Origin of the sequence: Mycobacterium talmoniae (assembly GCF_001854525.1) — a bacterium.
Lineage (GTDB): Bacteria > Actinomycetota > Actinomycetes > Mycobacteriales > Mycobacteriaceae > Mycobacterium > Mycobacterium talmoniae.
The window spans coordinates 23,659-49,760 of record NZ_MLQM01000017.1; the positions used below are offsets into that span (position 1 = coordinate 23,659).

The following is a 26,102-nucleotide window of genomic DNA, read 5'->3' on the forward strand; positions in this document are numbered from 1 at the left end:
ATGGCCGTGACGGGCACGCAGCCGACGTCGCCGAGGACCCTCGAGCGGGCGTATTGGGAAGCAGACCGCGGGATGTCGCTGGTCGATGTCACCGTGGGTGAATTGCTTGCCGACCGCGCGCGGGCGCACCCTGACCGGATCGCACTTATTGGAGTGCGCCACGGTACTCACGAAACTGTTCGGTTGACCTATGCCGACTTGCTTGATGAGGCATGCCGAGTCGCCGTCGCCTTGTCGCAACTCGCTGAGCGGGGAACTCACGTCGCACTGTGGGCGCCCAACGTCATTGAGTGGCCGGTCGTGCAATACGGCGCGGCGCTGGCCGGAGTGGTGCTGGTGGCACTCAATCCGGCACTCCGCGAGGAGGAGCTCGAGTACGCCCTATCGCACTCAGGCGCCTCGATCCTGCTGCACGCCGACGTCAGCCGCGACTACCGGATGAGCGAGGTGGCAGCGAATTTGAGCCGCGCATTGCCTGGGTTGCGGTGCGTGTCGCTGTCGGACACCTCGACGTGGCGAGCAGTTGACGGTGACCTGAGCTCGTGCGCCTCACCAGACGCGGATGAGGTCGCCATGCTGCAGTACACCTCGGGAACGACCGGCCGCCCCAAGGGGGTGCTGCTCAAGCACCGGTCTTTGGTCAATGTGGCGAAGTTGACGTTGGAATCGGTGAATGCACCGCCGGGGGCGGTGTGCCTCAACCCGCTGCCGCTGTTCCACACCGCCGGATGTGTGATCGCGACACTGGGTCCGCTGTGGTTGGCGGGTACGGTGGTGCTGGTCGACCGGTTTGTCCCCGGCCCGGTCCTGAAGTCGTTACGTGACGAGAACGTTTCAGTGCTCTTCTACGTACCTACCGTGCTCGGCGCATTGCTGGAATGTCAGCGTGCCGGCCACGAACCGGCTCCGCGATTGCACACCGTCATGGGCGGGGCATCGAACGTGCCCGCGGCGATGATCGTCGACGCCGAACAGATTTTTGGGGCGACCGTGATCAACCTGTTCGGACAGACCGAGCTGTCGCCGGTGCTGTCGACCACCCGCCCCGGTGATTCACGACACGATCAACTGACAACGGTCGGCCGCCCCCTACCACAGGTCGACTGCAAGATCGTCGATCCGGGCACCAACCAGACGGTCGCGGTCGGCCAACAGGGGGAGATCTGCGCAAGGGGATACCAACAGTTCCTGGGGTATCTGCACGATCCCGAGGCGACATTGCGCGCGGTTGACGAAGACGGATTCGTCCACACCGGAGATCTCGGGACAATGGACTCCCGGGGGTATCTCACGGTCACCGGGCGGCTCAAGGAACTCATTATTCGTGGCGGCGAGAACATCGCCCCGGCCGAGATCGAATCCGTTGTGGTCGAACATGAGTCGATTGTAGAGGTGGCGGTGTTCGGGCTTCCGGACGAGCGTCTGGGAGAGGTCGTTGTCGCAGTGATTCTCCTGCGGGGTGAGTCGGCCCCGGACCTGAAACAACGGTTGGTCGACCACACCCGTGCCCGGCTGGCTCGGTTCAAGGTTCCGAGTCGGTGGTTCGTGGCCAGCCGACTGCCGGTGACGCAGACAGGGAAGGTGCGTAAGTTCGAGTTGCGCGAGGCGATCTTGGCCGACGAACTCCCCGAGCTGTGATGGAAACCGGTATCGCCTGGCGCCGAAGCCAGCTGCGTGACCGCTTTCCGGCCTGGCGTCCCCACACCTTGGCCGGCTGGCTCGACGACTGCGCCAGCCACTACGCCGATCGACCACTCGTGCTCACCGACGAGGGCGAACACAGCTACGCCGACGTCGCCACGCAGTCGCGTAGGCTCGCCGATGGCCTGGTGGTGCTCGGGGTTCGGCGCGGTGACCGGGTCGGCATGGTGATGGCCAATCACCCCGAGTTCGCCGCTGTGAAGTTTGCGATCGCGCGAGTAGGGGCCATCGCCGTTCCGTTCAACTACCTCTACCGGCACGATGAGTTGCGGTACGTCCTCGCGGACTCGGGGTGCCGAGTGCTGGTCACCATGACCGGTTTTCGGGGACTCGATTATCCGTCGATGCTCGACACCATCATACCCGGGTGGGATTCGCCGGTGACATCCGTGAAGCCGACAGTGGTGCAGTTCAACATCGAAGGTCGGGCCCGGCCGGGTTGCCTGACGATTGACGACCTCGCCGCGATTGGTGATGAGAACCATGGTGCCAGCGCGGGTTTGGAGCCGGACCCCAACGACCCCGGGGATATGTTGTATACCTCGGGGACCACGGGATCGCCCAAGGGAGTGGTGACGTCGCATGATGCGGTGTTGCGGACCGCCTATGCTTCCGCGTTGACCCGAGCTTATGAAGATGGTCGGCGAATTCTGTTTTCGTTGCCCTGCTACCACATGTTCGGCTACATCGAAGGTCTCCTCTCGGTCATGTTCGTGGGCGGTGCGATCATTCCGCAGACGACGTTCAGCGCCGACGGCTACTTCGCGGGCATTCAACGGCACCGCGCCACCGATATCCTGTGTGTGCCGACCATGGCCGTAGCTATGCTCGAAAGCGCCACTCGCAGAGACTATGACCTCTCCTCGTTGCGAGCGATCCTCTGCGGATCCGCGCCCGCGCCAATCTGGTTGTGGCGACAGATCGAGGATGAATTCGGCGTCAGTGAGATCGTGACCGGGTACGGGATGACCGAATGTGGCGGCGCGATGACGCTGACCTTTCCTGAGGATCCATTGTCGCTGACATCGGAGACGGTAGGAAGGCCGAAACTCGCCGGTGCCGCGGCTGTTCCGGGGAGCGATTCCTTGGTGCTGTACAAGACGGTGGACCCTGCCAGCGGTAAGGATTGTGCACCGGGAGAGGAGGGGGAGTTGGTCTCCTCGGGGCCGACCGCGATGCTGCGCTATTGGAATCAACCCGAGCAAACCGCGGCAACGTTGCGGGACGGCTGGCTGTTCTCCGGTGACCTCGGTCGTGTTCGCGACGACGGCTACCTGGAGGTGACCGGGCGCAGCAAGGAGTTGTATAAGAGCGGCGGCGAGCTGGTGATGCCCAAGGAGATCGAGGACCTGCTGGCCTCTCACGATGAGATCAGCCAGGTGTTCGCCGTCGGCCTGGTCGATGAGCGATGGGGCGAGATCGGCTGTGTCGTGGTGGTGCCCGCACCAACTGCGGCCCTGACCGAGGACGATGTCATCGCGATGTGTCGCGCGAGGTTGGCTGCGTTCAAGGTCCCCAAACGTGTGGTGTTCTACCGGGCGGAGGATCTCCCCACAACACCGACGGGCAAAGTGCAGAAGTTCAGGCTCGTGCAGCAGCTCGCTGCCGCGTCACCGAGATAGTCTCTGGCGTTCCGCGGCACGCCCGTTCCCGGCAGGCGGCCACGGGGTCAAGAGCGTGCGGCGGCCTCACGACTGAGCTTAACCACGACTAGAAAACCCCTACAACAGATGAATGAACTGCGATAACATCTGATGACATCGATTAAATACTAGGATTCAGCCGGCGTTTTTACGGTTGGGTGTTGTGAAGGGGTAGTGCGTCATGGCGACCGGTGTTTCGGTGCGGCATCGCCGCTCGGCGTCGCCCAAATTGATGTCTGCGCAGCCCCGCGCGTTGGTCGCCTGGCTGGTCGCAAACGGTGAACGTGTCTGTACTCCCGTCGAGATCCAGCGTGTTGGCGCCGGTCAGTCGAACGTCACCTCGATCGTGGCCGATGGCGAGGGTCGGCAGTGGGTGCTGCGGGAACCACTGCCGGGAAACGAGGCGACCAACGCCCGCGCCGTGGCGCGGGAAGCAGGGGTCATCGCGGCCCTGGCGAACAGCGGCATCCCGGTGCCCAGAATCATCGGCATCGGGGAGTCCCGCAGTGGCGGGGCGTTTTTTGTCATGCAGCGAATGGCTGGTAGGGCGCTGGCGCTCGAGGACGATGCACAGCTGATCGATCCGGACCGGCGCTACGAGATCGGCGTCGCAGTGATCGCGACACTGGCCCGGCTGCACCGGCTCGACCCGGCGCTGCTGAGCCTTGACACCTCGGAATCTCCGTATCTGCACCACCAGGCACGACGGGTGAGTGATGTGTGGTTGCGGGTGGGTTCCGGCTGTATCCATGACGCCGCGTGGCGTGCCGTCCGCTCGAGACTGATCGAACGACTGCCGCACCCGCAGAACCCGGCCGTGATCATGCACGGTGATTTCCGGCTGTCCAACCTGTTGGTGTGCGGCGGCCGCGTCTCGGCGGTGCTGGACTGGGAACACGGTACGGTGGGTGACCCATTGCTCGACCTCGCTTGGCTGCTCGACGATTGGCGGTCCGCCGAGGAGCCGCCGATGTCGATACGTGCCCCCACCCGCGCGGGCGGATTTCCGACACGGTCAGAGTTGATCGAGATATACCGCAACAAAACAGGATTTGACGTCGACCAGCTCGGCTACTACCGAGGATTCACGCAGTGGCGCCAGGCTAGCCTGCTTCAGGCTGCGGTCATGAGATATCGGACGGGGTCGATGGGTGACCACGGTGCGATCGACTGTGGCGTGCTCGAAGAGTCGATCGCCACCTTGCTGACGTCTGCTGCGGTCCAACTCAAGGAATGATGTCGATCGCATCGTCACGCAGATGTCGCACTGTGCGTCACCTCATCGTGGAGGTGACGCCTGTGAGAGTGATGGCGTGACCGTCGGGTTGCGCGTTCGATCAAGAGGAGCAGAAGGTGAAGATATTCAATGATCTCAACGAGTTGGCTCATGCCCAAGGTGAGCAACTGGGGCCGACCGACTGGATGGAGGTTCGGCAGGACCGTGTCAATTTGTTCGCCGATGCCACCAACGATCATCAGTGGATTCACGTTGACCCTGACCGGGCCGCCGGAGGCCCCTTCGGTGGCACCATCGCGCATGGCCTACTGACGTTGTCGCTGTTGCCGCATTTCATGCACCAGCTTTACCGTGTCGAAAACATTACGATGGCGATCAATTACGGCTTCAACAAGGTCCGCTTCATCACTCCGGTTCCCGTCGGTGCCAGAGTGCGAGCCCACTCCGAGATCGCCGATATCACAAAGCTGGAGGGTGCGGTACAGGCCACTTTGGTCACCACCGTCGAGGCTGACGGAGCACAGAAGCCCGCCGCCGTCGTGGAATCCATCGTCCGCTATGTCGGATAGCCACTACGAGTCGGAATTATCGGTGGCGCAGCAGCTCTATCGTGCGCTGGCTGCCGGAGACCGGGATCACGTGGTGTCGCTGCTGCATCCGGACTTTGTCGGCCGTGTCACCGAGGGACTACCGCTCGACATGGGTGGTGAGCACATCGGTGCCGAAGCCATGCAGACCAATTTGTGGTGGCGAATCGGTCGTCATTACTGTGTGGAAGCGCGGGCCGAGGAATTCAAAATGCTCGATGACGGCAGGCTCTTCGTCGCGGGCCGATATCGTGGCACTGCGCGGGCGTCAGGACGGCAGCTCGATGCGGCATTCATTCATGTGATCGGTTTCGCGTCCGACGGGCGGATCGTGTCACTGGACCAATTGACCGACAGTGCTGCCTGGGTGGAAGCCCTGGGCGCCGACGCTGCACCGGAAACGATCGATTACTCGGTGATCGACGGTGTGGCCACCGTCTGCCTGAACCGACCCGATGCGCGCAACGCCATCAATCTACAAGTGGCGCAGGAGACCTTGGAGATCGCTCGCCGGATCGCCGCCGATCACTCCGTTCGCGCGGTGTTGATCTGCGGAAACGGGGCCGCCTTGACGGTCGGCGGCGACATCGACTATTTCCGGCAACGTCGTCCGGCAGACCTGGGTGATCTGTTCAGGCAGATGACCACTCGGTTCCACGAGGCGTTTCGCGTGCTGAGCCACATCGATGCCCCGATCGTGACCGCTGCGCACGGCGCTGTCGCCGGTGGCGGCCTGGGGTATGTATACGCGGCAGACCTCGTGTTGGCGGCCGAGGGCACCCGATTCGTGACAGGCTTCGCGGGTCTGGGCTTATCCGGCGACGGTGGTGGCACCTGGCACCTGCCGCGACTAGTTGGGCCGCGTCGGGCAGCGCAGGCTTATCTGCGCAATACGCCGATCGAGGCGGCCGAGGCGCTCGAGTGGGGACTGATCAACGAGATCGTGGCCGCCGACGAACTCCGTGATCGAGCCGTAGCGCTGGCGAATCAACTTGCCCACGGGCCCACCAGGGGGTTCGCGAAAATGCGTGCTCTGTTGCGGGACTCGTGGAACAACGACTTGTCGACACAATTGCACGCCGAGACCGAAGCGCTCGAGATTACCGGGAACACCGCTGACGCAGCGAACGCGCTGGCCGCATTTGCGGTAAAACGAGGGCCCAGTTTCACAGGAAGGTAAGGCATGGCCGGATTGATCAACGATTCCGTCGAACACAGGGCGGTCCGTGACAGTGTGGCCGGTATCGCTGCGCGTTACGGGTCGCGCTACTTTCTGCAGCGCGGCCGCGCTGGCGAGGGGATCGAGGATCTCTGGAAGGACTTGGGTGCCGCGGGACTGCTGGGACTGCACCTGCCCGAGGAGTACGGCGGCGGGGGAGGAGGAATGACCGAAGCGGTCGTCGTCGTCGAGGAACTCGGCGCCCACGGCATGCCGTTGCTCATCTGGGTCATCTCGCCGGCGATCTGCGGCAACATCTTGTCCCAACACGGGTCGGTTTCGCTGAAGCAGCAATGGCTGCCGTCGATCGCCGACGGGAGCAAGAAAATGGCATTTGGTCTGACCGAACCCGATGCCGGATCCAACAGCCACAACCTCAAGACGACCGCGCGGAGGACCGGGGCCGGATGGACGATTACGGGGAGCAAATACTACATCTCCGCAGTGGACCAAGCCAGTGCGATCCTGATCGTGGCCCGCGATGCCGATCATTCGACGCCGGAGAAGAACGCGCTGTCACTGTTCGTGGTGCCCACCGACAGCCCTGGCTTGACCTACCGGCCTATCGATACGTCGATCGTGTCGCCCGACAAGCAATTCCTTGTCTACCTAGATCAAGTCCAGGTCGGTGAGGAGGCGCTGATCGGCGTGGCCGGCAACGGATTGCGGCAAGTGTTCGACGGGCTGAACCCGGAACGAATTCTCGTGGGCGCGTTGTGCGGCGGCATTGGTAGATACGCCATCGACAAGGCGTGCGCGTACGCCAAGCAGCGTTGTGTCTGGTCCACACCTATCGGGGCGCATCAGGGTATCGCCCATCCGCTGGCGGAAGCCCACATCGCCGTCGAGCTCAGTCGGATGGCGACGGCACGCAGCGCCGAAATGTTCGATGCCGGCCAGCCGGCCGGCGAAGCCGCCAACATCGCGAAGTTCGCTGCGTCGGAAGCAGCGCTGAAAGCTCTTGACCAAGCCATCCAAACCCACGGCGGCAACGGGCTCTCCAACGAATACGGGCTATCCGAACTCTGGTTCGTAACCCGGTTGATGCGTACCGCGCCCGTCAGCCGTGAGATGACCCTGAACTTCATTGCGCAGACTTCGTTAGGTCTGCCTCGCTCCTACTAACCGACGAAGGTGGTGGCAGATGAGCAAAGAACAGCAGTTTGACGCCGTCGTCATAGGCGCCGGAGCGGGGGGCCTGTTCACAGCGGCCCGCTTGGCCCACCGCGGCTACCGCACCCTGGTCGTCGAGCGCCTCGACAAGGTCGGCGGGCGGGCATCCACCGACGACATCGACGGATTCAAGGTCAACAACGGTGCCATCGTCATCGAGGTTGGCGGAATAACCCAGCAGACCTTTGAAGAGGTGGGCGCGCGGTTCGACGTCCGCGAGCCGAAACCACCGATCCTGTACCGCATCGCGGGCAAAGATGTGGACGTCACCGGAGGCGGTTGGGGATTTCTGCTGAGCAAGCTCACTCGCCAGGGCGCGAAATTGGTCAAGGGAATCGGTGCCGCACGCAACGATTCCGGCCTGCCCACCGACGAGCTCTCCACCGAGCAATGGGTAGCCAAATACACGAAAAACGATGGTGTACACGGAATCTTCCGTAATATGTGTGCGTCGGTGTTCGCGGTGGGGTCTGAGGACTTACCGGCGCGGGTGTTTCTGACCTACTTCACCCGAAAGAGCGCGTTCAAGCGGTTCGGTTTCCATCCGGAGGGAACGATTGGCCTGTGGCGGGCTCTGTCGGAAGTCGTTGAGTCACGCGGGGGCAGGGTCTGGTTGTCCACTCCCGCGGTCAAGATCATCTCCGACAACGGTGCGGTAACCGGCGTCGAAGTGCTGCGTAACGGCGAGAAGATAGCCATTGCAACGCCGGTTGTGGTCAGTGATGTGGGTCCGGCGGCCACTGTCGCATTGCTCGGTGAGCACGCTGTGCCGAACGACTATCTGGAACTGGTGCAACGGGGTGACCGCCCCACCTCGATGATCTCAGTGAACTTCGCCAGCCGGGAGCGGCTGATCGACGTTCCGGGCATGCTCAGCTTTGCCAGGTCGCGACGGCTAGCCTACATCGCCAACTTCACCGACACCTGCCCTGAGATGGCCCCCGACGGCTGGAATCTCTACGTCGGCACCTCTGTGCCAAAGCCGTCTCTCGGCGATTTCGACGAGGCCGCCGAAACAGAGCTCCTGCTGCAGGATCTGCAGGATCAGATCGATCGATTCAATGACCGCGCAAGAATATTGAACGTTGCGGTCACGCGTGACGATTGGCCGCCACAGCGGGCCGTAGCGGGATTCGACCTTCCACACGACACACCGTTCGCGGGGTTGTGGAATGTCGGCGACGGCGTGAAGGAATACGCCAACGGTGGCACCACAGCCTGCGCTGAAACCGCCAAACTGGTGGTCGACAAGATCATCGCCACCCATCGACCTGCCCTGTTGTCGGGCACATGATCATCTTCGATGCTGACCCGCGACGCTATGCGTGCTCACCGAGTGCGTGACGGACGAACGACTGGGCGTTGGCGACCACGACCTCCGGTAAGCCGCGGCGCGGATCCCACCACTCAAGGGCCCAGTTCAGCATGCCCAGAACCAGCATTTGCGCGATGTAAAGATCGAAGTCGGCGCGGAGTTCGCCGGAGCGGGCCAAGTCGTTGATGATCCTGCGCCAAATCTCGCCATAGCGCTCTTCCTCCTCAATCTGGCGCTTGCGGATCTTCAGCGGCACCTGACCCGCGTTTCGAATGGAAGCGGTTGCGTAGTCGGATATCTCGAGTGCGTGACGCAAGTGCGCTTCGACCGCTGCGAGTAGGCGGTCCATCGCGGTGGCATCGGGGGGTAAGGCGTCAAGCACCGCAGCGACGTGCTTGCGGATATCGGCGATCCCAACCCACATGACTTCTTCGATGAGATCGTCGCGGGATGGATAGTAGTAGTAGATGGCCGGCGTCTGCAGGTCGGCGTGTGCGGCCACGGCATTCAGGCGAAGGCCGGCATAGCCCTTTGTGCTGAGCACGTGCGCCGCTGCGTCAAGAATTCGGGTGCGTGTCTGCGCCGCCTTCGAATCGCCGGTGGCATCACGGCCCGCGGGAGAGACGGTCGGAGACGAGCCGTTCCCTGTCCCGCTGACCATCAGCTGATGATAACGCCGGGGTGATCAGCCCGCCGGATCCGGGTCACCGAGGAAGCGAGATCCCCAGTCACCGGCCGCGCTCGGTCGGCGGTCAAAGGTCAGCGCGAAGGCCGCGGATGATGAGGCTCAGCCCGTACTCGAAAGCGGCTGGGTCGAGATGCGCCGCATAGTTCGCGGCGTCTGCGCTCAGGCCCGGAAATCCCTCCGCGCGCTTGTGGCGGATTTCCAAGGGAAGCTGGCGTAACGCCGGTGATTCCTGGGCGACTGCGAATCCGATTGCATAACTGGTGAGTACACCAAGCACGTGCAAGGCGTTTTCGGAGGAAAAGCCGGCATCGCGTAGGGCGGTGAGGATGAGTTCACGGCGTTGGAACAGCCCGGGTTTGAGCTTGTCGTCGGTGAGGGCGATGGTCAGCAGGTTGGGGTGGTGCTGGCAGATGGCGTGCAGTTCGCGTACCGCGTCGCCGACTCGCTCATGCCACGGTCCGTTGGTCGTCGGCCGCGCGGGGATTTCCTCGAAGGCCAGCGCCGTCACGGCCTCGTAGAGCTCCTGCTTGTCGCGCACATACCCGTAGAGCGTCATCACGCCCATCCCCATCTCGTCGGCGAGTTGGCGCATGCTGAATGCTCCCGGCTCCCCGCTGTCGATCAAGCGCAATGCGGTGCGCAGCACTTCGGCACGGGTGAAGCGCGGACGCGGACCGCGTCGGCTCGGCCGGTCTGAGTTTCTCGAACCTGTTGACACGCCTACACCGTACAGCTTACGGTTTAGCTCAATATATCTCCGTACGGCATACGGGGAAGTTGTGCAGGAGGAGTTCGGGTGACGATATCCGCTGTTGCGATCCCGCCCTCGGCGGCAGATGTTCGGGCCTTTGCCGACACGCCAGCCGAGTTCTTTGGCCATTCCTGGTACGCCATGCAGCACCTGCCGGCCGAGGAACTCGGCGCGTTGCAGTTGGCGGCACTGCGGATGCGCTTCGAGCAATTGCGCGATGCGATTCCCACCCTGACCGCGATGGCCGCGGAGGCCGGTGTCACCGCCATCGAATGCCTTAACGATGTGGTGCCGCTCCTATTCCAGCACTCGGTATACAAGTCCTATCCGGTCTCGCTGCTGGTGAAGAATCGGTTCACCGCGCTGACCCGGTGGCTGGATCGGCTGACTACCCATGACCTGAGCGCGATCGACGTGAGCGGATGCGACAGCATCGATTCGTGGCTGGATGTGCTGGACGCCCAGACCCCGCTGCGGGTGGCGCACACCTCCGGCACCGCCGGGATGATGTCCTTCCTGCCACGTGGGATAGGTGAATGGGATCAGATGTTCGCCGCGGCGCGCTGCGGACTGTTCCAGTACTCCGATCCGGCTGGGACGGGCGGTCGACACGACGGCGAGTACTTCAACCTGGTGTGGCCACTCTACCGGTACGGTCGCAGCGCGATCATGCGCGCGCCGCAGATGGGATTACCGCACCTACTGGGGTCTGAGGAGCGGTTGCATGCGCTGCGCCCCGGACGGATGAGTTCCGACTCGATGTTCCTCGCCGGCCGGCTACGGGCTGCAGCGGCCCGCGGCGAGATTGACCAGCTCGAGATCAATCCGGCACTGAGCGTGCGCAAGGAGCAGTTCGAGCGTGAGCAGCGTGAAATGGCCGAGACGATGCCCCGGTTCGTCGACCAGATCGTGGAGCGGTTGCGCGGCGAGCGGGTGTGGGTGCTGGCGACCTGGAATGTGCTCTACTCGATCGCCGAAGCCGCGTTGAGTAAGGGCATTTCCAACGTCTTCGCGCCCGATTCACTGGTGAGCACCGGCGGCGGGGCGAAGGGTGCGGTCGTCCCCAACGACTGGGAGCAGACCGTTCGCACGTTCACCGGTGTCGACCACATCCAGCACATGTACGTGATGTCCGAAATTACCGCGATGAACAAAATGTGTGAGCACGGCAGATACCACTTTGAGCCGTGGATCATCCCGTTCGTGTTGGACCCGGTGGAAGGTAGCGTGCTGCCCAGGGAAGGTGAGCAGACCGGCCGTGCGGCGGTGTTCGACCTGTTGGCCTCCAGCTACTGGGGCGGGTACATCACCGGCGACGAGGTGTCCGCCCGATTCGACGCTTGCGAGTGCGGGCGCACCACCCCGCACCTGGCTAGGCGCATTGAGCGATTCAGCGATAAGCAGGGCGGCGACGACAAGATCACCTGCGTCGCGTCCGAGGATGCCCATCGGGCCGCGCTGGAATTCCTCAACGAGAGGCTCGCCTGATGACCGCGACGCCGCGTGATACCCGCACGCCGAAGCGCGTCGTTCCGGCATATGTGCGCGGCGAGATCTTGTGTGACGCGCTCGTCACGTTCGACGGTCGGGGCGGTACGGCGAGTTTCCAGGCGCCCGACGCGAGCCGGGTGGTATCGGCGCTGCCCCTGCGCGACCCCCGCCGGCTATCGGATGTGCATCAGCTGCCCTTCTCGGAAATCGTCGACTACCTCGACGAGCTGGGTCGGCACCTCGTACTGCGATCCAATGCGCACCTACAACAGGCGCTGGAACACTCCTCGCAGTGGTCAGACATGACCACCCCGCTGGTTCGCGCGTCGTTCCAGCAACTCCCGGCCCTGTTCAGCGCCGACTCGGTGCGTCAGCTCGCCGAGGCGACGATTGGCGTGCCCTACCTGGAGGGCTGGGTCAAGCGGGCCATGCCCGACGGGCGGGTGGCGAGTATCCGCGCGATGGGTGCTCGCACTGTGCACGTCATCGCCGGCAACAGCCCGCTCATCGCGGCGCTGTCCATCGTGCGCAACGCGGTGGCGCGGTCGGACGCGGTGATCAAAACGCCGTCCAACGACCCGCTCACCGCGCTGGCCATTGCGCAGACCATGGCCGAGATGGCGCCTGGTCATCCGATCACCCGGCATGTTTCAGTGGCGTATTGGAAGGGCGGCGACACGCAGGTAGAGACGGCGCTGTATCAGCCAACCAATATCGAGAAGATTATCGCCTGGGGCGGGTTCGCGTCGGTCACCCATGTGCTGCGCTATGTCCAACCCGGGCTTGAGCTGATTTCGCTGGACCCGAAACGCAGCGCCACCATCATCGGGCCGGAAGCGTTCGAGTCGGAACAGACCCTCCAGGAGGTGGCACTGCGGCTGGCCACCGACATCGGGGCGCTCAATCAGCTCGGTTGCGTCAACGCTCGTGTGGTGTACGTGGCTTGCGGGCTCGCGCCGGAGGGCCTGGACCGCCTCAACGCGCTCGGCGAGGCCGTCTATCAGCAGTTGCAACGTTTACCCGAGATGCTGAGCACACCAGCCAAGACCTTTGACCCGGAGCTGCGTGGCAGCCTGGACGCGTTGCGCGCCAGCCCGGAGTGGTATCGGGTCTACGGCGGGCGTGACGGTGAGGGCGCGGTCATCTGTTCGCAGCTGGACGAACCGGTGGATTTCCACCGTTCACTATCCGGCCGGGTAGCCAACCTAGTCCCGATCGAGGACCCGGCCGACGCGGTCGCGTACGTCAACGCGTACACCCAGACGATCGGGATCTACCCGGAGTCGCTGAAGACGACGCTGCGTGACGCGCTCGCGCTGCACGGAGCACAGCGGCTGGTGTCGCTCGGCTATGCCGCCGACCCGGACGTAACGCTGCCACAAGACGCCATCGAGCCGATGCGCCGGATGGTGAAATGGATTGTCGATGAACAATGCGACCCGGAAACGGTCATCCCGCTGTGGGTTTCACACGCCAACTCGGCCGAAAGGAGGCCAGCATGACACACATTGTCGACACCGTGGGGGATCTAACGCCGGAGTGGTTTACAGGTGCGCTCCGCGAAGGCGGCACGATCGGTGCGGGTGTCAGCGTGACGTCGGCGAAGACCGAACTGGTGGGCACCGGCCAACTCGGCCTGGTCGCGCGGGCCGACCTGGAATACGATGCTGAAGGCGGTCCGCCGTCGTTGATCGTGAAGCTGCCGTCCCAGGACGCCAGCAGTCGCCAGCTGGGCGCCGCGATGGGTGTGTACGAGGCCGAGGTCCGCTTCTACCAGGAGATTGCGCCGCTCGTGGCGGTTCAGGTCCCGCGCATGCATTGGGGCGGTTTGGAGCCGCAAACCGGCCGGTTCACCCTGGTGATCGACAACTTGTCACCCGGTTCGATGGTGGGCGACATGGTCGCCGGCTGCACACCGGACCAAGCTCGGCTCGCGGTGATGGAGTTGGTCAAGCTGCAGTCTTCAAGTTGGGACCAACCGGAATTGCTCGGCCGCAAATGGATAGCCGACGTCGCGCGCACCGAGATGCTCTTCGCTGCCGTGCCCGCCGCGCTTGAGCCTTTCCTGGAGCGCTTCGCGGACCACCTTGAGCTGGAGCACGTCGAGCTGGTCCGGCAGCTGGCGCCGAAAGCCGTGCACTACACCGCGAAGACGTGGAAGCGCCCATTCGTGGTGGCTCACGGTGATTTCCGGCTGGACAACGTGATGTTCGGCGTCGATCCGGCCGCTCCGCCGGTCTCCATCATCGACTGGCAGGCTGCGCGACTCGCGCCACCGTTGGTCGATGTAGCGATCTTCTTGGGCGCCTGCGTCAGCCCGGCTGAGCGTCGTGCTCACGAGCGTGAGCTGCTCCGCAGCTACCACGAGGGTCTGCTGGCCGCCGGGGTTGAGGGCTTCTCGCTGGACGACTGCTGGGAGGGTTATCGTCGCGGTGCGCTCTATCCGTTCCTGCTCGGTGTCGCGATGTCGCTGACGCTGGAGCGAACTGAGCGGGGGGACGCAATGTGGGCGCGTCTGATGCGGGGCACGGCCGATCTCGTTCAGGCTACCGGTGCTGCGGATGTATTGGACTAGACGATGGCGATTCCTGTACCCCGGACCGGCCACGCCGCACTGGTCACGGGGGCTTCCTCGGGTATTGGAAAGGAGCTGGCCCGCGAGCTCGCTACGCGCGGGCACGACATTGTCGTGGTCGCCCGCCGCCGTGAGCGTCTGGAGAAGCTGGCTGCGGAAGTGCGCGAGCAGTACGGAATTCGCGCGTGGGCCCTACCGTGCGATCTGGCCGACCGGGACGACCGCGCTCGGATGCTGGGCGAGCTGGGCGAGCTGGGGCTTACGCTCGACGTGCTGGTGCTGTGCGCCGGATTTGGAATGGTCGGACCGTTTCTCGCCAACGACCGAGACCGCATCACCCTGATGATGCGGACCAACGTGGAGGCCACCTTCGCGTTGGCCCACTCGCTGACGCCGGCGATGGTCGAGCGACGCGCTGGAGCGGTGCTCTTCGTATCCTCGATGACCGGGAATCAACCAATGCCGAACTTCGCGGCCTATGCCGCGACCAAGGCTGCGGTCACCTCGATCGCCCAAGCCCTGCACTGCGAGCTCAAGCCGTTCGGGGTCACCGTGACCGTGATGTGCCCGGCCAGCGTCTCCACCGAGTTCTCCGAAATCGCTGACGGCGCGGAACAAGCAAAACGCCAACCCGCGTTCCTCACCGCGACCCCGCGGCAGTGCGCGACGGCCGGCCTGGATGCCCTTGCCGACGGGCGGCGTACTGTCGTGCCGCTGTTACCCGCACGGGTTTTCGTGTCGATTGCCGCCCGTCTCCCTCGGACGTTGTGGCTGCCGATATGCCGCAAGATGCTACAAGGGTCGTGAGATGGAGGCCGCCCGGTTGGCGCGGTCTTTCCACACCGCGAGAAGCGTGGCGTTTTGGGCTGGGGTTGACCCGTAAGTGGTGATCTCGTCGGCGCCGGCGTCGGCGAAGCGTTGGAGGTTGGCAGCGCATTCTTCTGCTGTTCCGAAGGCGCAGGAGTCGAGCATCCATTCGTCTGGGATAAGCGCGGCGGCGTCCATCATCTGGTGGCGGTGGAGCTCCATGTCCGCGACCTTCGCCAGCCCGGTGAAGATGGGGTGGTTGCGGACGTCGAGAACCACCTTCTCGTCCCACCCGTTCACGCGGGCGAGGTTCTCGCCGTATCCGGGGTAGACGAAGTACGACGTTGCGCGTCCGTGCGCGAGTTGGCGGAACTCCTCCTCGGACAGCTCGGGCGCGGTGATCACCGACTGGCAGATCCGCACGGTGGCGGGGTCGCGGTCGATCCGTTCGCAGGCCGCACGGATTCGCGCTACGGCGGCTTCGGTGGCGCGGGGGGTGAATACCGGGGGGAGCACGACGCCGTCGAAGCCGGCGGCGATGGCCTCCGCACCTTTGAGGTTGGCGAACGAGCCAAGCCACAGCTCCGGGGGCGGCCCGTCGTAGGTTTCGGAGAAGGAGAAGTTCTCGAAGGATCCGGACTGCCCGGCATAGGAAACCGATTCGCCGCGCCACAGGGCGCGATACAAGCTGGCGTACTCGATCATTTCGCGGTACTTGGCTTTGCGAACCCCCATGCGTTTGAAGATCATGTCGTCGCCGAGTCCCAGGCAGATCATCGTGCGGGGGCCATAACAAGACTGCATGGTCGCTCCGAAAGCCGCGACATTCCACACCTGGCGGGTCTGGGGGTCGATGGTTCCGGTGGCCAGCAGAATTGTGGAGGTGCGGGCGGCGATGCCGCTGAGGATCACGTCGGCGTGTTTAATGTCGTAGCGCTCGGATAAGAAGGCGCGGTGGAATCCGAGACGGTCGGCGTCCACGCCGTCCTGGATGCCTTCGGCGACCGTGCGGTACTCGGTATCGAATTGTCGGTCTTTCGGCTGGGCGCTTACGGCCCCGGAGATGAGGTATGTGCTGAGGTCGGCGGTCCGGGCGGGAGTGGTCATTTCGACGCCGACTTGAGCTCGCGGCACAGGTCGACCATCCATCCGACGGCGGCCGGCGCGTCGGCCGGGTCACCGACGACAGGTAGGTAGTCGAAGGGCAGGACCCAGTCGATCCCGGCTTCCAGGTACGGTCGCATTTGGGCTGCCACGTCGGCCGGGCTCCCCGCGAACCAGGAGCGTTCGACGTGCTCCCGGGTGGTCGCGGCAAGAATGGTGTCGACCAGATCGTCTGGGGTGTCGTTCGGCAGCAGATCCTTGTAGTAGGCCCAGCCCTGCGGGAAGGGCAGCGGGAGCCCCTCCGCCTGCCACTGACGCGATTCCACCCGGCCGTTGGCGGCGCTGAAGAACTTGATCAGCGGGTTATCGAAGGCCTTTTCCAGGACACTCTGATCGGGGTGTAACAATATCGCTGCCCACAGGCCGATTCGGAACGCCTCGGGGTCTCGTCCCTTCTGCTCCACCTCCTTGCGGATCGAGCCGACAGCCTCGGCGACTTGATCGGGGTTGGAGAACGCGCCCGGTAGGGTGAAGGCCATGCCGTCCGCGAACGAGGTGGAGCAGTCGGTGAGCCTGGGCCCGCCGCCGAGACCCCACAGCGTCGGCAGATGTTCGTTGGCATTGCCGAGGAACGCGTTCTCGAACGTCCACCGCTCGCCCGCATAGTCGAACGGGCCGTCGGTTTCCACGGCGCGACGATAGATCTGCATCAGGTCTCGCATCCGGGACATGCCCTGCTTGTACGGGTGACCGAAGGGCCGAGTCTGCTTCACCTCGCCCCCGCCGATTTGGAAGTTGGCGTGGCCTTCGGTGATATGCGCCAGCGTCAGCATCGATTGGATCAGCTCCGAGGGAGCGCGCCGGATGCTGTCGGTGGTCAGGTGCATGTTCAGCCGCGGGGCCGCCGCGTATATGTACGGTGCGACCATGAACGCATCCATTGCGGAGTCCGGGTCTCGCACAATCGACGCGATGGGTGTGTTTTCCTCCCTCCACAATTGACGGGGAAGAAAACCCGCCAGCTGATCCGGAACCAGCACGCCGTCGACGACTCCGCTGTCCTGCAAGACTTTGCTCTGCTCTGCGAGGACTGCGGCGGGGAAGTAGCGGTTGGTCCACAGGCCCACGCAGGTCTCTAGCACGATGTCTCCATTGTTCGGGGATGCTGGTCGATGGTGTCGAAGGCGTTCAGATCGTGACAGTGCAGGAGCGGGCGAAGCAGCGCCGGATCGGTCAAACCTCGACCGTCGTGACGGTTCAGCGCGCCCACAAGGGCGATTCCCTGCCCAAGCGGAAACAGGATCGACTGCCGGTAGTGGGCTACGCACTGTTGCCAGCCGTAGTCGGTGACGCCGAGCGCGCAGAGTCGCCGGTGGTACCGACTCAGCAGGCTCTCCCAGTGCTGGCGAAGCTCCTCGATATTCATGCTTCCGGCCAGAAGATTGGCGACGTCGTGTATGCCTCGACTGACGCCGACGGACTGCCAGTCGACGAAGATCGGTGTGCCGTCGTCGTCGAAGAAGATGTTGTCCAAACGGCAGTCGTTGTGGACGACGGTGCGTGGCCCCGCGGCGCATGCGTCGATCACCTGGCGCCACCGGGGTGCGAGTGCTTCGACCGCTTTGATCGCCTCGACAGGGGCGCGGTCGGCGTAGCGGTCAGCCAAGACGTCGACGCCGGTGTTCACCACTTGCGCGACCATACTGGCGTAGGCCTCGTCAGTGGGTGATGCCAGCCACGACTCCTCGCACATCGGCGACTCCCAGAATGCCGCGTGCTGCTCAGCAAGAACATCCATCAGCCGATCGGCATCCTCCTTCGCCAGACCCGCGGCCTGATCCCCGGCTCGCAGTCCACCGAGGTCTTCGAGCAACAGCGGCGTGCTCGTGCCGTCGCCGACGCCGACGCAGCGTGGGCTGCGCAACCGCACCTGATCGGCATGCTCGGCATAGAAGCGGATCTCGCGCTCCTGCATCCCCAGCGCCTGATCGAGCGCCAAACGCACCCCCTCGCGGGCGCTGATCTTCGCGATCACGCTGGACGGACCTGATGGGTGGCGCGGATCGTAGCCAAGCCTCAACCGGGCCATATCCGCTACCGCTCCGCTGACCGACATCGCCTCCGCGTGGACCGTCGTCAGGACTACCGACCCGAAGCCGTGCGACCGCAACATCTTCTGGCACCACGCGGGCTCTAGCGCAGAAAGCCGGGAGTCAACGGCCCCACTCATCGCACACTCCGACCCGTGATCGGCTCGGCCGGGACTTTGCTCTGGCACCGCGCCTCCCGAGTACATCGGTAACTAGTTACTGACTAATTCCTCGGGTACGGTACCACTCGTGTCAAGCGCTCCGCCTCCCCGACTGACCGGCGACCAGCGCCGCAGCCAGATACTGGAGGTGGCGCGGTCGGAGTTCCTTAGCAAGGGCCTCGCCGGCGCTCGAATCCAGTCTGTCGCCGACGCTGCCGGAGTCAACAGCGCGTTGATTTACAAGCACTTCGACTCCAAGGAGAAGCTTTTCGAGGAGGCGATCATGGCGCCTGTTCACGAGTTGCTGAGTGACCGGATCGATGCCGTCCGTACCTTGCCCTCGGACCCGGGCGGAGCAACGCAGCGTGAGTCGACGCGTGACTTCTTCGCTGCACTACTGCAGATGTTCGTGGAATCGTTCGGTGCCCTCGGGGTGATCCTCTTCGGCGACCGCGATCATGCGCGCCGGTTTTACGCCGACCAGATCCGGCCGTTGATCGACGCCGCCATCGACGCCACCCGCCTTAACCTCGATCGGTGGGAACACCGGGACTTCGACGTCGAAGTCGCTGTCCAGTCGATGTTCGGCGCCGCCTTCTGGTTGGCCCTCGACCGTTCGATGCGTGACGATAACGACGACCTCGAAGCTCAAGTCGACGCGGTGATCGACCTCACCTTCGACGGCATCAGCGCGCCACCGGGCACGCTCTGAACAACTGTGGATCCCGGTCGCGCTGACCGTCGTTCGCAACCCCATAGGGCTGTGACCTGGGGTGTTGGTTGGCGGTGAAGCGGAATTTGCGCAATAATTTTGGCCCGTAGGCGGCCAGGATGGCCTATGTTCGCACCGTGAAGACCGCCTTCGGGGGCCACGGCGGTGCAGATCGTGTGGTCGTCGCGGCGTGGTGCCTGCAAGATCGAACACCTGGGATCGGCCCATGATGAGGTCGGTGTCGCGGCGCTGAAGGCGGCCGGGCGCAGAAGATCGCCACAGGCCAAGACCAGCGTGATCTCGGACCGGGACACCCCGGTCGATGCTGAGCCGTTGCCGATCACCTCCTCCCGCGCCCCACCCGTGGGAAGCCCTCTCAGATGTCTATGACGCGCTCGGTTTCGACCAGGCCACCGGCGGCGATGAGGTGTTCCGCCAGTTGGTGGCAGCCCGGATCATCGAACCGACCAGCAAAGTCGACTCGCTGCGGGCGATCGAGGAAGCCGGAATCACCCCGGTGACCTACCCGACGTTGAATCGCCGGCTTCCGATGTTCGCCAAACCCAGTTTCCGGCAGGGTATTTCGAGCGCGTGCGCCGCCCACGCGCAACTCGGCCCCACCAGCCTCGTGTTGTCCGACGTCTCGACCCTGTTCTTCGAGACTGACGCCGAAATCGATGAACCGCACGCTGGAGGCCAAGACCCCCGCTGGCCGGCTGGAAGGGCTATACCACCACCAACGTGACCAGCAAGCCCGCCACCTTCATCATCGAGGCCTACCACCGGCTGTGGCGCATCGAGAAGGCGTTTCGGATGTCCAAGCACAACCTAGCCGCCCGACCGATCTACCACCGAACCCGCGAATCCATCGACGCGCACCTGACGATCGTGTTCGCTGCGATGGCCATCAGCCACTACATCGAGACCCACACCGGGTGGAGCATCAAGAAATTCATGCGCACTACACGCCGCTACCGCACCGTCACCATCGCCGTCGGCGACCCAACACTGGCCGCCGCCGACCACCATCCCCGCCGACCTCGCCGGAAATCGGCTGCCGGGCGGGGTGGTCGAGTCAGTGGTCTGATGAACGCAGCTATGCGGCGATGGCAGGGGCTGGTGGATCGCTCATGCGAATCTACGCCATGATGGAGGGTGCCATGGGCAGGGTCACACTTGGAGTCGGCGCCGACGCCTCCGCCGGACTCCCGCTAGAGACGACCAGTTTTGTTGGCCGGCGACGCGACCGGGGCAAGATCCGGCAACTCCTCGGTGATGCTCGACTGGTGACGCTCACCGGCTTCGGCGGGGTCGGTAAAACCCGTCTGGCATTGCGTGTCGCGTCCGGCTTACGCCGTGTGTTCGCCGACGGTGTCCACGTCGTTTCCTTAGCTGCTGTGGGTGACCCTGCGCTGACGGCGCAGACCGTTGTGACCGTTCTCGGTCTGCAGGGCCGTACGCAGCGCGCTGCTGTCGACTCACTCGCCGACTACCTTCGCGAGCGGGAGGTGCTGCTGGTCCTCGACAACTGTGAGAACGTTGTCGACGCCGTAGCGCGACTCGCCGACATATTGCTGTCTCGATGTGCGCGGCTGCGCATCCTGGCTACCAGTCGTGAGCCGCTGCGCATCACCGGCGAGACTATTTATGCCGTCTTGCCCCTGAGCGTCCCGCCGCGAGAGGCCAGTGGGCCACCATCGGGACTACACGCGTTTGAGGCGGTTGGGCTGTTCATCGATCGAGCCAGGGCCGTTCACCCCGACTTCGAGCTGTCCGACGTCAACAGTGCGGCGGTGGCAAAAATTTGCTCGAAGCTTGAGGGTATCCCGCTAGCGATCGAGCTGGCCGCGGTGCGCCTACGTACCATGTCGCCGGCAGAGTTGGCCGACAACCTCACTGGCCGTTGGGCCATCTTGACCCGGGGAAGCCGAACCGCACCCGATCGGCAGCGCACCATGGCAGCGTGCATCGAGTGGAGCTACGAGCTGTGTTCCGAGGCGGAGCGTGATGTCTGGGCCGCGGTCTCCGCGTTTTCCGGTGGGTTCGACTTCGACGCTGCCGATTGGGTGTGCGCCGGTGTGAGTCTGGATGAGCCGCTCGCCGACGTTTTCGCCGCGTTGGTTGATAAATCGGTTCTGGTCGCGCAGAGGTACGACATGTACACCAGGTTCCGGCTGCTGCCGCCGATCCGCTATCGCGGGTTGCGCCGACTCGAGGAAACCGGCCAGCTGGGCAAGTTCCGCCGCCGCCACCGGGATTGGTATGCGCGCTTGGCGCACTTGGCGCGTGAGGACTGGATCAGCCCGCGTCAGGTCGACTGGATCCACAAGCTGCGGAGAGAGACCAGCAATTTGCAGACGGCTCTGGGCTATTGCTTCGATGAGCCCGGCGAAGCCGAGACCGGCCTGCGGATGGGCGTCGACCTGCACGAGTTCGGCCTTGCCGAGGGTCTGTTCTACCCGGGTTTGATGTGGTTCCACCGGTTACTGCCGTTGGTGCCGGAGTCGACACCACTGCGTGCGCTCGCGCTGCGCACCGCTGGTTGGTGGTCAGCCGCCAGCGGTGACCTGGCCGGCTCACTACGCTTGCTGGTTGAGGGGCAGCGGGTCGCCGACGAGGTCGGAGGTGCAGTTGAGAGTCTGTTCACCCAGACCGCGGGCTTTGTAGCGCTCTTCTCCGGTGACTTCGTGCGCGCCATCGAGCTGTTCGACGAGGCGCTTGACGGGTTCCGCAACGAGGAGAACACCCTCGAAGTGGTGCAAACGCTCTACCTGCTGCAGCTCGCCCACGGCTTCGTCGGTGACTTCGGCCGTGCGCTCACGTGCCACGAACAGTGTTTGCAAATCACCGAACCCGTCGGCGAGAGTTGGGCGCGGGGATACTCGACCTGGATTGCCGGCTTCACCCACTGGTGCCGCGGCGACGTCCCTACGGCAATGACGCTGTATCAGCGTGCCCTCGGCATCAGCCATCGTATCGACGATCCGGTGGGCATCGGCCTGTGTTTTGAGGGACTCGCGTGGATCGCTGCCGCCTCGGAGCCCGAGCGTGCCGCTGAACTGTTGGGCGCGGCCGATGGTGTGTGGGCCCGCATCCAGACATCTACTTCGGCGCTGCGCGGATTGTTCGTCCACCATGAGGATGCGGTTGCCGCCATCTCCGAGTCTCTCGGTGAAGCAGCGCGCGACGATGCGTGGGCGCGCGGACGGTCACGTAGCCTGCATGATGCGATTCAATACTCCAGCAATGAGAAGCCTGTACGGGAGGACTTGGCCGCGGTCGGGCGCGCCCGTGGCGGTGACCCGCAGGATATCTTGACCACACGCGAGAAGCAGGTCGCCGCACTCGTGGCGCAGAGTATGAGCAACAAGGACATCGCAGACACCCTGGTGATATCCAAACGTACCGCTGAGACGCATGTCGAGAACATTCTGACGAAGCTGGGCTTCACCTCACGTAGCCAGATCATGGTGTGGATGGCCGACCAGGTCGGCTCCACTACCGCGAGGGTCCGTCGAACACCGTGAGGGCGCCGGAGTTGAGGCCGGCGACGCGGTGGCTGCCGGCGGTCGCGCCGGATACCCACGCGATGCCGAGCTTGCGCGGTAGCTGCTGTGATCGAGCCATGGGTGGTCCGGTAGACGTAAAAATTGAAATATGATTAAAATTGTCTAGCCGATGGTTGGCAACTCGGCTCCATCGGCCGACCCGTCGAGGGACGGTCGACCGCACCCGGTTCCGAGCCTGACCCGATGCCGCGACGCGAGCGCGGCGAAACAGCCCGAGGAGCAACGCATGGCCCTGAAGAACACCTTCGACCTGGCAGAGGCCCGGCGGCGACTCTCGGACTGGCTGCCGGGCGTCCTCAGCGTTGACGGTCCCGTCGACGTCACCGACCTGGTCATCCCCGAAGCGAGCGGGATGTCGAGTCAGACGGTGCTGTTCGAGGCTGTCGTCGATGATGGCGACGCGCGCGCGAAGCGCGGGTTCGTTGTTCGGGTTCCGCCGGAGGGGGAGGGAGTCTTTCCGGACTACGACATGGCCCGCGAAGCTCGGGTCATGTCGGTTCTCGCCACTGCAACCGACGTTCCTGTCCCGAACGTCGTCGCACATGAGACAACGGGTGACGTGCTGGGTACGGAGTTCCTGCTGGTGGATCGGGTACACGGTGAGGTACCGGCCGACGATCCGCCGTTCACCACCGCCGGGTTCGTGGTCGAGCTGTCCGACCAGCAGCGCGCGACGATGTGGGACGCCGGACTGCGCGCGATCGCCGGTATCCAGTCCATCGACCCGCTCGATCACGGGCTGGGGTTCTTGCGCCACACCGACCTCGGCGGCGATACAGTCCTCGACGAGGAACTCGCGTACTGGCGTCGCTTCTACCAGTGGGCGGCCGGTGACCAGCGGAGCCCGACGATCGATGCGGCGTTTGAAAAGCTGGAGGCGACGAAGCCCACCGATGACGGTCCGCTCGTGGTGTCGTGGGGTGACGGCCGCTTCGGGAACCTGATGTTCGGCCCGGATCAGGAGGTCACCGGCGTCTTCGACTGGGAGATGGCAACGCTCGGTCGGCGCGAGGTCGACCTGGGTTATTGGCTGTTTTTCGACGAGGTCTACTCATCGGGGTTGGGTATCCCGAGGCTGACCGGGTTCCCGGGGCGCGATGCAACGGTCGCGCGATTCGAGGAGCTCACCGGTCATACCGTCCGCGACCTGGAATGGTTCGAGGCCTGGGCCGCACTGCGCGGCGCCTGCCTGATCGTGCGGGTCGGGAACCTCATGATCAGCCACGGGTTCCTGCCCGAAGGCCACGCGATGCCCTGGAACAACCCGGCGGCCCAGGTCCTCGCGCAGCTGTTGGATCTCCCGCAGCCCAGCGGCGAAGCGGGATGGATCACCGGCAACCGCGACCGCTAGCCAACCCGGCGCTCCGTATCTACGTAGCGGTCTGCGTATCCGACCCGATCCGTGGCTGTGGTGCAGGACGCATACTGACCGCATGCAAGCGGTGCCGGACAGGCGCCATCGCACGGCCTGTTGTGCAGGCGATACCTGCCCCGAAACGGTTGCTGGCGACTAAACCGATCATGACCCAGGAGAACCGGATGCCACTCTCCGAGACCGACGTGTCAGCGCAGACTGTCGTTGGAGAGCCGCCCAACGCCCTGCACTCGGTGTCACCGAACGAGGCGTCGTGGAGTTCCATCAACCTCGCCGAGGCGGTCCCGGGGGTCATGACCCCGCTGTGCGCCAGCGCCTGGATTCCGGCGAGCGAGATCGGCCTGCGTATGCCTTTTTATGCGATGGGTGTGCTCGCGAGGCGCCGTCGGCATATCCCGGCGGACCCGGCTGAGCGAATCACGAACGTCTTCTATGGGCGGATGGCCGTGCGGGTGGACTTCCTGTGCGATATCGGCGACCTTATTCCCGGCCAGTCAGGTGAAGCGCTCTCCCGCGACTTCTTCGGCTTTGTCCCGCCGACGTTTGTCAGCCGACCGTCGATGCGGCGGCTCCCGTTCATTGTGCTGCGGTATCCGCGCATGCTGGCTCGGGCAGCGAAGAACATGGAGCGACTGCGCGCCGAAACCGATGTCTGGTGGACCTCCGCGATCGCGACCACCCCCGCAGTGTCGGTGGCCGAGGCGCAGGATCGGATCAACGCGGGGGTGGAACGGTTCGCCGAAGCGCTCGCGCAGCAATCCCTGATGGCCGCTGGCGTCATCCAACCGGTTTTCGAGCAGTTGACCGCGCTGGCGTCGGCAGCCGGAGTCGACGCCTCGGTGTTGCTGCGCGGCCATCGCGAACATGAGGAGAGCGTGGTCCTACAGGATCTGTGGGACGTCTCTCGAAACCGGCTGTCGCTGGAAGAATTCTTGGCGCGCCACGGCTATCACGGCCCCGGCGAGGGCGAGCTGTCGGCGAGATCCTGGCGTGAGGACCCCACCCCCGTGGTCCGGCTGATCGAGCAGTACCGGGCGATGGGTGACGACCGGGCGCCGGGCATGGGCCACGCCGCGGATGCGGCGGCCCGCGAGGAAGCAGAGGCGTGCCTGCTCGGTTCGGTGGGAGCGATCGGACGGGTCAAGGCACGCCTGATACTGCGGCTCGCCCGCCGTTTCGTACCGTTGCGCGGTGTTGGCAAGGTCGCTTACCTGCAGGGTGTCGATGTCGTCCGCGCCGCCGCCCGTCATATCGGTGCGGAATTGGTGGCGCAAGGTCGTCTCGACGAGGCGGACGACACGTTCTACCTCACCCGTGAGGAAATAACCGGCGACCTTCACGACGACCTGCGGGCGCGGGTCGCCGAGCGGCGTAGTTTACGTGCGCGTTACCAGTCCCTCGATGTCCCCTCATCATGGACTGGGCAACCAATCGCGACCAGGCGCAAGGAGGTCTCCGCGGCCGACGCGTCAACGCTCTCCGGTGTCGGTGCCTCGCCCGGCGTTGTCGTCGGCAAGGCCCGCGTCGTGTTCGATCCCAGCGACGTGGACGTGCAGGACGGCGAAATCCTGGTGGCGCACACGACCGATCCCAGCTGGGTTTCTTTGATGTTTCTCTCCCAGGCGCTGGTCGTTGACATCGGGGGCATGATGAGCCATGCCGCGGTCGTGGCGAGGGAACTGGGAATTCCGTGCGTGATGAATGTGGCTAACGGTACCCAAGTGCTGGCCACGGGCGACGTTGTCCGAGTGGACGGAGCGGCGGGAATAGTCGAGATCGTCGAACGCGCCGAGGGGGGGGGGGGGGGGACCCGGGGGGGGGGGGCCCCTCGCTCCGGTCTTTTTATACCACTGTCGCTGTCGGCGGCGTGTGTGTGGGGGGGGGGTGGGGGGGGGGGGGGGTGT

20 protein-coding genes and 1 pseudogene are annotated in these 26,102 nt (G+C 64.4%); 16 read left to right on the top strand and 5 right to left on the bottom strand.

Translation table 11 applies throughout. The annotated features are described in order from the left end of the window. From BKN37_RS05725 to BKN37_RS05755, 7 genes are all read left to right on the top strand, one after another. A complete protein-coding gene (locus BKN37_RS05725; RefSeq protein ID WP_071023027.1) occupies positions 1 to 1,638 on the top strand; it encodes a class I adenylate-forming enzyme family protein in 1,638 nt (545 codons plus the stop codon). Next, positions 1,638 to 3,323, top strand: coding sequence for a class I adenylate-forming enzyme family protein (locus BKN37_RS05730; RefSeq protein WP_071023030.1), 1,686 nt, complete (start codon positions 1,638 to 1,640; stop codon positions 3,321 to 3,323). Before BKN37_RS05725 ends, BKN37_RS05730 begins: the two co-directional genes overlap by 1 nt. Before the next feature lie 202 nt (positions 3,324 to 3,525). Then, complete coding sequence (locus BKN37_RS05735) at positions 3,526 to 4,581, top strand: phosphotransferase family protein (protein WP_071023034.1); 1,056 nt, start codon at positions 3,526 to 3,528, stop codon at positions 4,579 to 4,581. Positions 4,582 to 4,697: 116 nt separating this feature from the next. After that, positions 4,698 to 5,150: a MaoC family dehydratase gene (locus BKN37_RS05740; protein WP_071023038.1), complete on the top strand. Its 453-nt coding sequence runs from the start codon at positions 4,698 to 4,700 to the stop codon at positions 5,148 to 5,150. Further along, entirely contained in the window at positions 5,140 to 6,348 is a 1,209-nt protein-coding gene (locus BKN37_RS05745) for an enoyl-CoA hydratase-related protein (protein ID WP_071023042.1), read from the top strand. The genes BKN37_RS05740 and BKN37_RS05745 overlap by 11 nt, the downstream gene beginning before the upstream one ends. A gap of 3 nt (positions 6,349 to 6,351) precedes the next feature. Then, on the top strand, positions 6,352 to 7,512 hold the full coding sequence (locus tag BKN37_RS05750; protein WP_071023045.1) for an acyl-CoA dehydrogenase family protein: 1,161 nt from the start codon (positions 6,352 to 6,354) through the stop codon (positions 7,510 to 7,512). A gap of 19 nt (positions 7,513 to 7,531) precedes the next feature. Further along, positions 7,532 to 8,854 carry a phytoene desaturase family protein gene (locus tag BKN37_RS05755; RefSeq protein ID WP_071023050.1) on the top strand — a complete coding sequence of 441 codons (1,323 nt, stop codon included), beginning with the start codon at positions 7,532 to 7,534 and terminating at the stop codon, positions 8,852 to 8,854. A gap of 25 nt (positions 8,855 to 8,879) precedes the next feature. Here BKN37_RS05755 and BKN37_RS05760 read toward each other — a convergent pair whose 3' ends face one another. Together BKN37_RS05760 and BKN37_RS05765 are read right to left on the bottom strand one after the other, a co-directional pair. Beyond that, entirely contained in the window at positions 8,880 to 9,536 is a 657-nt protein-coding gene (locus BKN37_RS05760; protein ID WP_071023053.1) for a TetR/AcrR family transcriptional regulator, read from the bottom strand. Positions 9,537 to 9,627: 91 nt separating this feature from the next. Next, on the bottom strand, positions 9,628 to 10,281 hold the full coding sequence (locus BKN37_RS05765) for a TetR/AcrR family transcriptional regulator (protein ID WP_242657099.1): 654 nt from the start codon (positions 10,279 to 10,281) through the stop codon (positions 9,628 to 9,630). 78 nt (positions 10,282 to 10,359) lie between these two features. Between BKN37_RS05765 and BKN37_RS05770 the strand changes: the two genes are divergently transcribed. From BKN37_RS05770 to BKN37_RS05785, 4 genes are read left to right on the top strand one after another with little or no spacing between them, the layout of a single operon-like run. Continuing rightward, positions 10,360 to 11,802: a hypothetical protein gene (locus BKN37_RS05770; protein WP_242657100.1), complete on the top strand. Its 1,443-nt coding sequence runs from the start codon at positions 10,360 to 10,362 to the stop codon at positions 11,800 to 11,802. Beyond that, the gene (locus BKN37_RS05775; RefSeq protein ID WP_071023057.1) at positions 11,802 to 13,307 is read left to right on the top strand and encodes an acyl-CoA reductase; all 1,506 of its coding nucleotides are present in this window, start codon (positions 11,802 to 11,804) and stop codon (positions 13,305 to 13,307) included. Before BKN37_RS05770 ends, BKN37_RS05775 begins: the two co-directional genes overlap by 1 nt. Continuing rightward, entirely contained in the window at positions 13,304 to 14,380 is a 1,077-nt protein-coding gene (locus tag BKN37_RS05780; protein WP_071023102.1) for a phosphotransferase, read from the top strand. The genes BKN37_RS05775 and BKN37_RS05780 overlap by 4 nt, the downstream gene beginning before the upstream one ends. 3 nt (positions 14,381 to 14,383) lie before the next feature. Further along, a complete protein-coding gene (locus BKN37_RS05785) occupies positions 14,384 to 15,187 on the top strand; it encodes an SDR family NAD(P)-dependent oxidoreductase (protein WP_071023060.1) in 804 nt (267 codons plus the stop codon). Here BKN37_RS05785 and BKN37_RS05790 read toward each other — a convergent pair. From BKN37_RS05790 to BKN37_RS05800, 3 genes are read right to left on the bottom strand one after another with little or no spacing between them, the layout of a single operon-like run. Next, positions 15,173 to 16,294, bottom strand: coding sequence for a TIGR03857 family LLM class F420-dependent oxidoreductase (locus tag BKN37_RS05790; protein WP_071023063.1), 1,122 nt, complete (start codon positions 16,292 to 16,294; stop codon positions 15,173 to 15,175). The two genes, BKN37_RS05785 and BKN37_RS05790, sit on opposite strands and share 15 nt — an antisense overlap. Then, positions 16,291 to 17,433: an LLM class flavin-dependent oxidoreductase gene (locus BKN37_RS05795; RefSeq protein ID WP_165618294.1), complete on the bottom strand. Its 1,143-nt coding sequence runs from the start codon at positions 17,431 to 17,433 to the stop codon at positions 16,291 to 16,293. The genes BKN37_RS05790 and BKN37_RS05795 overlap by 4 nt, the downstream gene beginning before the upstream one ends. Then, a complete protein-coding gene (locus BKN37_RS05800) occupies positions 17,427 to 18,464 on the bottom strand; it encodes a phosphotransferase (protein ID WP_165618295.1) in 1,038 nt (345 codons plus the stop codon). Before BKN37_RS05800 ends, BKN37_RS05795 begins: the two co-directional genes overlap by 7 nt. A 166-nt stretch (positions 18,465 to 18,630) precedes the next feature. Between BKN37_RS05800 and BKN37_RS05805 the strand changes: the two genes are divergently transcribed. The 5 genes and pseudogenes from BKN37_RS05805 to BKN37_RS05830 form a co-directional block, all read left to right on the top strand. Next, the gene (locus BKN37_RS05805) at positions 18,631 to 19,254 is read left to right on the top strand and encodes a TetR/AcrR family transcriptional regulator (RefSeq protein ID WP_165618296.1); all 624 of its coding nucleotides are present in this window, start codon (positions 18,631 to 18,633) and stop codon (positions 19,252 to 19,254) included. A gap of 119 nt (positions 19,255 to 19,373) precedes the next feature. Next, a pseudogene (locus BKN37_RS27590) lies at positions 19,374 to 20,277 on the top strand (IS1634 family transposase); the annotation flags it as partial. 107 nt (positions 20,278 to 20,384) lie between these two features. Next, on the top strand, positions 20,385 to 22,781 hold the full coding sequence (locus BKN37_RS05820) for a LuxR C-terminal-related transcriptional regulator (RefSeq protein WP_158260394.1): 2,397 nt from the start codon (positions 20,385 to 20,387) through the stop codon (positions 22,779 to 22,781). Between the two features lie 268 nt (positions 22,782 to 23,049). Next, positions 23,050 to 24,174, top strand: coding sequence for a phosphotransferase family protein (locus BKN37_RS05825; RefSeq protein WP_071023080.1), 1,125 nt, complete (start codon positions 23,050 to 23,052; stop codon positions 24,172 to 24,174). Between the two features lie 344 nt (positions 24,175 to 24,518). Beyond that, positions 24,519 to 26,102: PEP-utilizing enzyme (locus BKN37_RS05830; RefSeq protein ID WP_083341596.1), on the top strand; the 1,584-nt coding region annotated here is incomplete at its 3' end.

Coding starts and splice junctions, on each gene's coding strand:
- BKN37_RS05725 (WP_071023027.1), top strand. CDS start 1: ATGGCCGTGACGGGCACGCAGCCGACGTCGCCGAGGACCCTCGAGCGG.
- BKN37_RS05730 (WP_071023030.1), top strand. CDS start 1,638: ATGGAAACCGGTATCGCCTGGCGCCGAAGCCAGCTGCGTGACCGCTTT.
- BKN37_RS05735 (WP_071023034.1), top strand. CDS start 3,526: ATGGCGACCGGTGTTTCGGTGCGGCATCGCCGCTCGGCGTCGCCCAAA.
- BKN37_RS05745 (WP_071023042.1), top strand. CDS start 5,140: ATGTCGGATAGCCACTACGAGTCGGAATTATCGGTGGCGCAGCAGCTC.
- BKN37_RS05750 (WP_071023045.1), top strand. CDS start 6,352: ATGGCCGGATTGATCAACGATTCCGTCGAACACAGGGCGGTCCGTGAC.
- BKN37_RS05755 (WP_071023050.1), top strand. CDS start 7,532: ATGAGCAAAGAACAGCAGTTTGACGCCGTCGTCATAGGCGCCGGAGCG.
- BKN37_RS05760 (WP_071023053.1), bottom strand. CDS start 9,536: ATGGTCAGCGGGACAGGGAACGGCTCGTCTCCGACCGTCTCTCCCGCG.
- BKN37_RS05775 (WP_071023057.1), top strand. CDS start 11,802: ATGACCGCGACGCCGCGTGATACCCGCACGCCGAAGCGCGTCGTTCCG.
- BKN37_RS05780 (WP_071023102.1), top strand. CDS start 13,304: ATGACACACATTGTCGACACCGTGGGGGATCTAACGCCGGAGTGGTTT.
- BKN37_RS05785 (WP_071023060.1), top strand. CDS start 14,384: ATGGCGATTCCTGTACCCCGGACCGGCCACGCCGCACTGGTCACGGGG.
- BKN37_RS05790 (WP_071023063.1), bottom strand. CDS start 16,294: ATGACCACTCCCGCCCGGACCGCCGACCTCAGCACATACCTCATCTCC.
- BKN37_RS05800 (WP_165618295.1), bottom strand. CDS start 18,464: ATGTTGCGGTCGCACGGCTTCGGGTCGGTAGTCCTGACGACGGTCCAC.
- BKN37_RS05820 (WP_158260394.1), top strand. CDS start 20,385: ATGCGAATCTACGCCATGATGGAGGGTGCCATGGGCAGGGTCACACTT.
- BKN37_RS05825 (WP_071023080.1), top strand. CDS start 23,050: ATGGCCCTGAAGAACACCTTCGACCTGGCAGAGGCCCGGCGGCGACTC.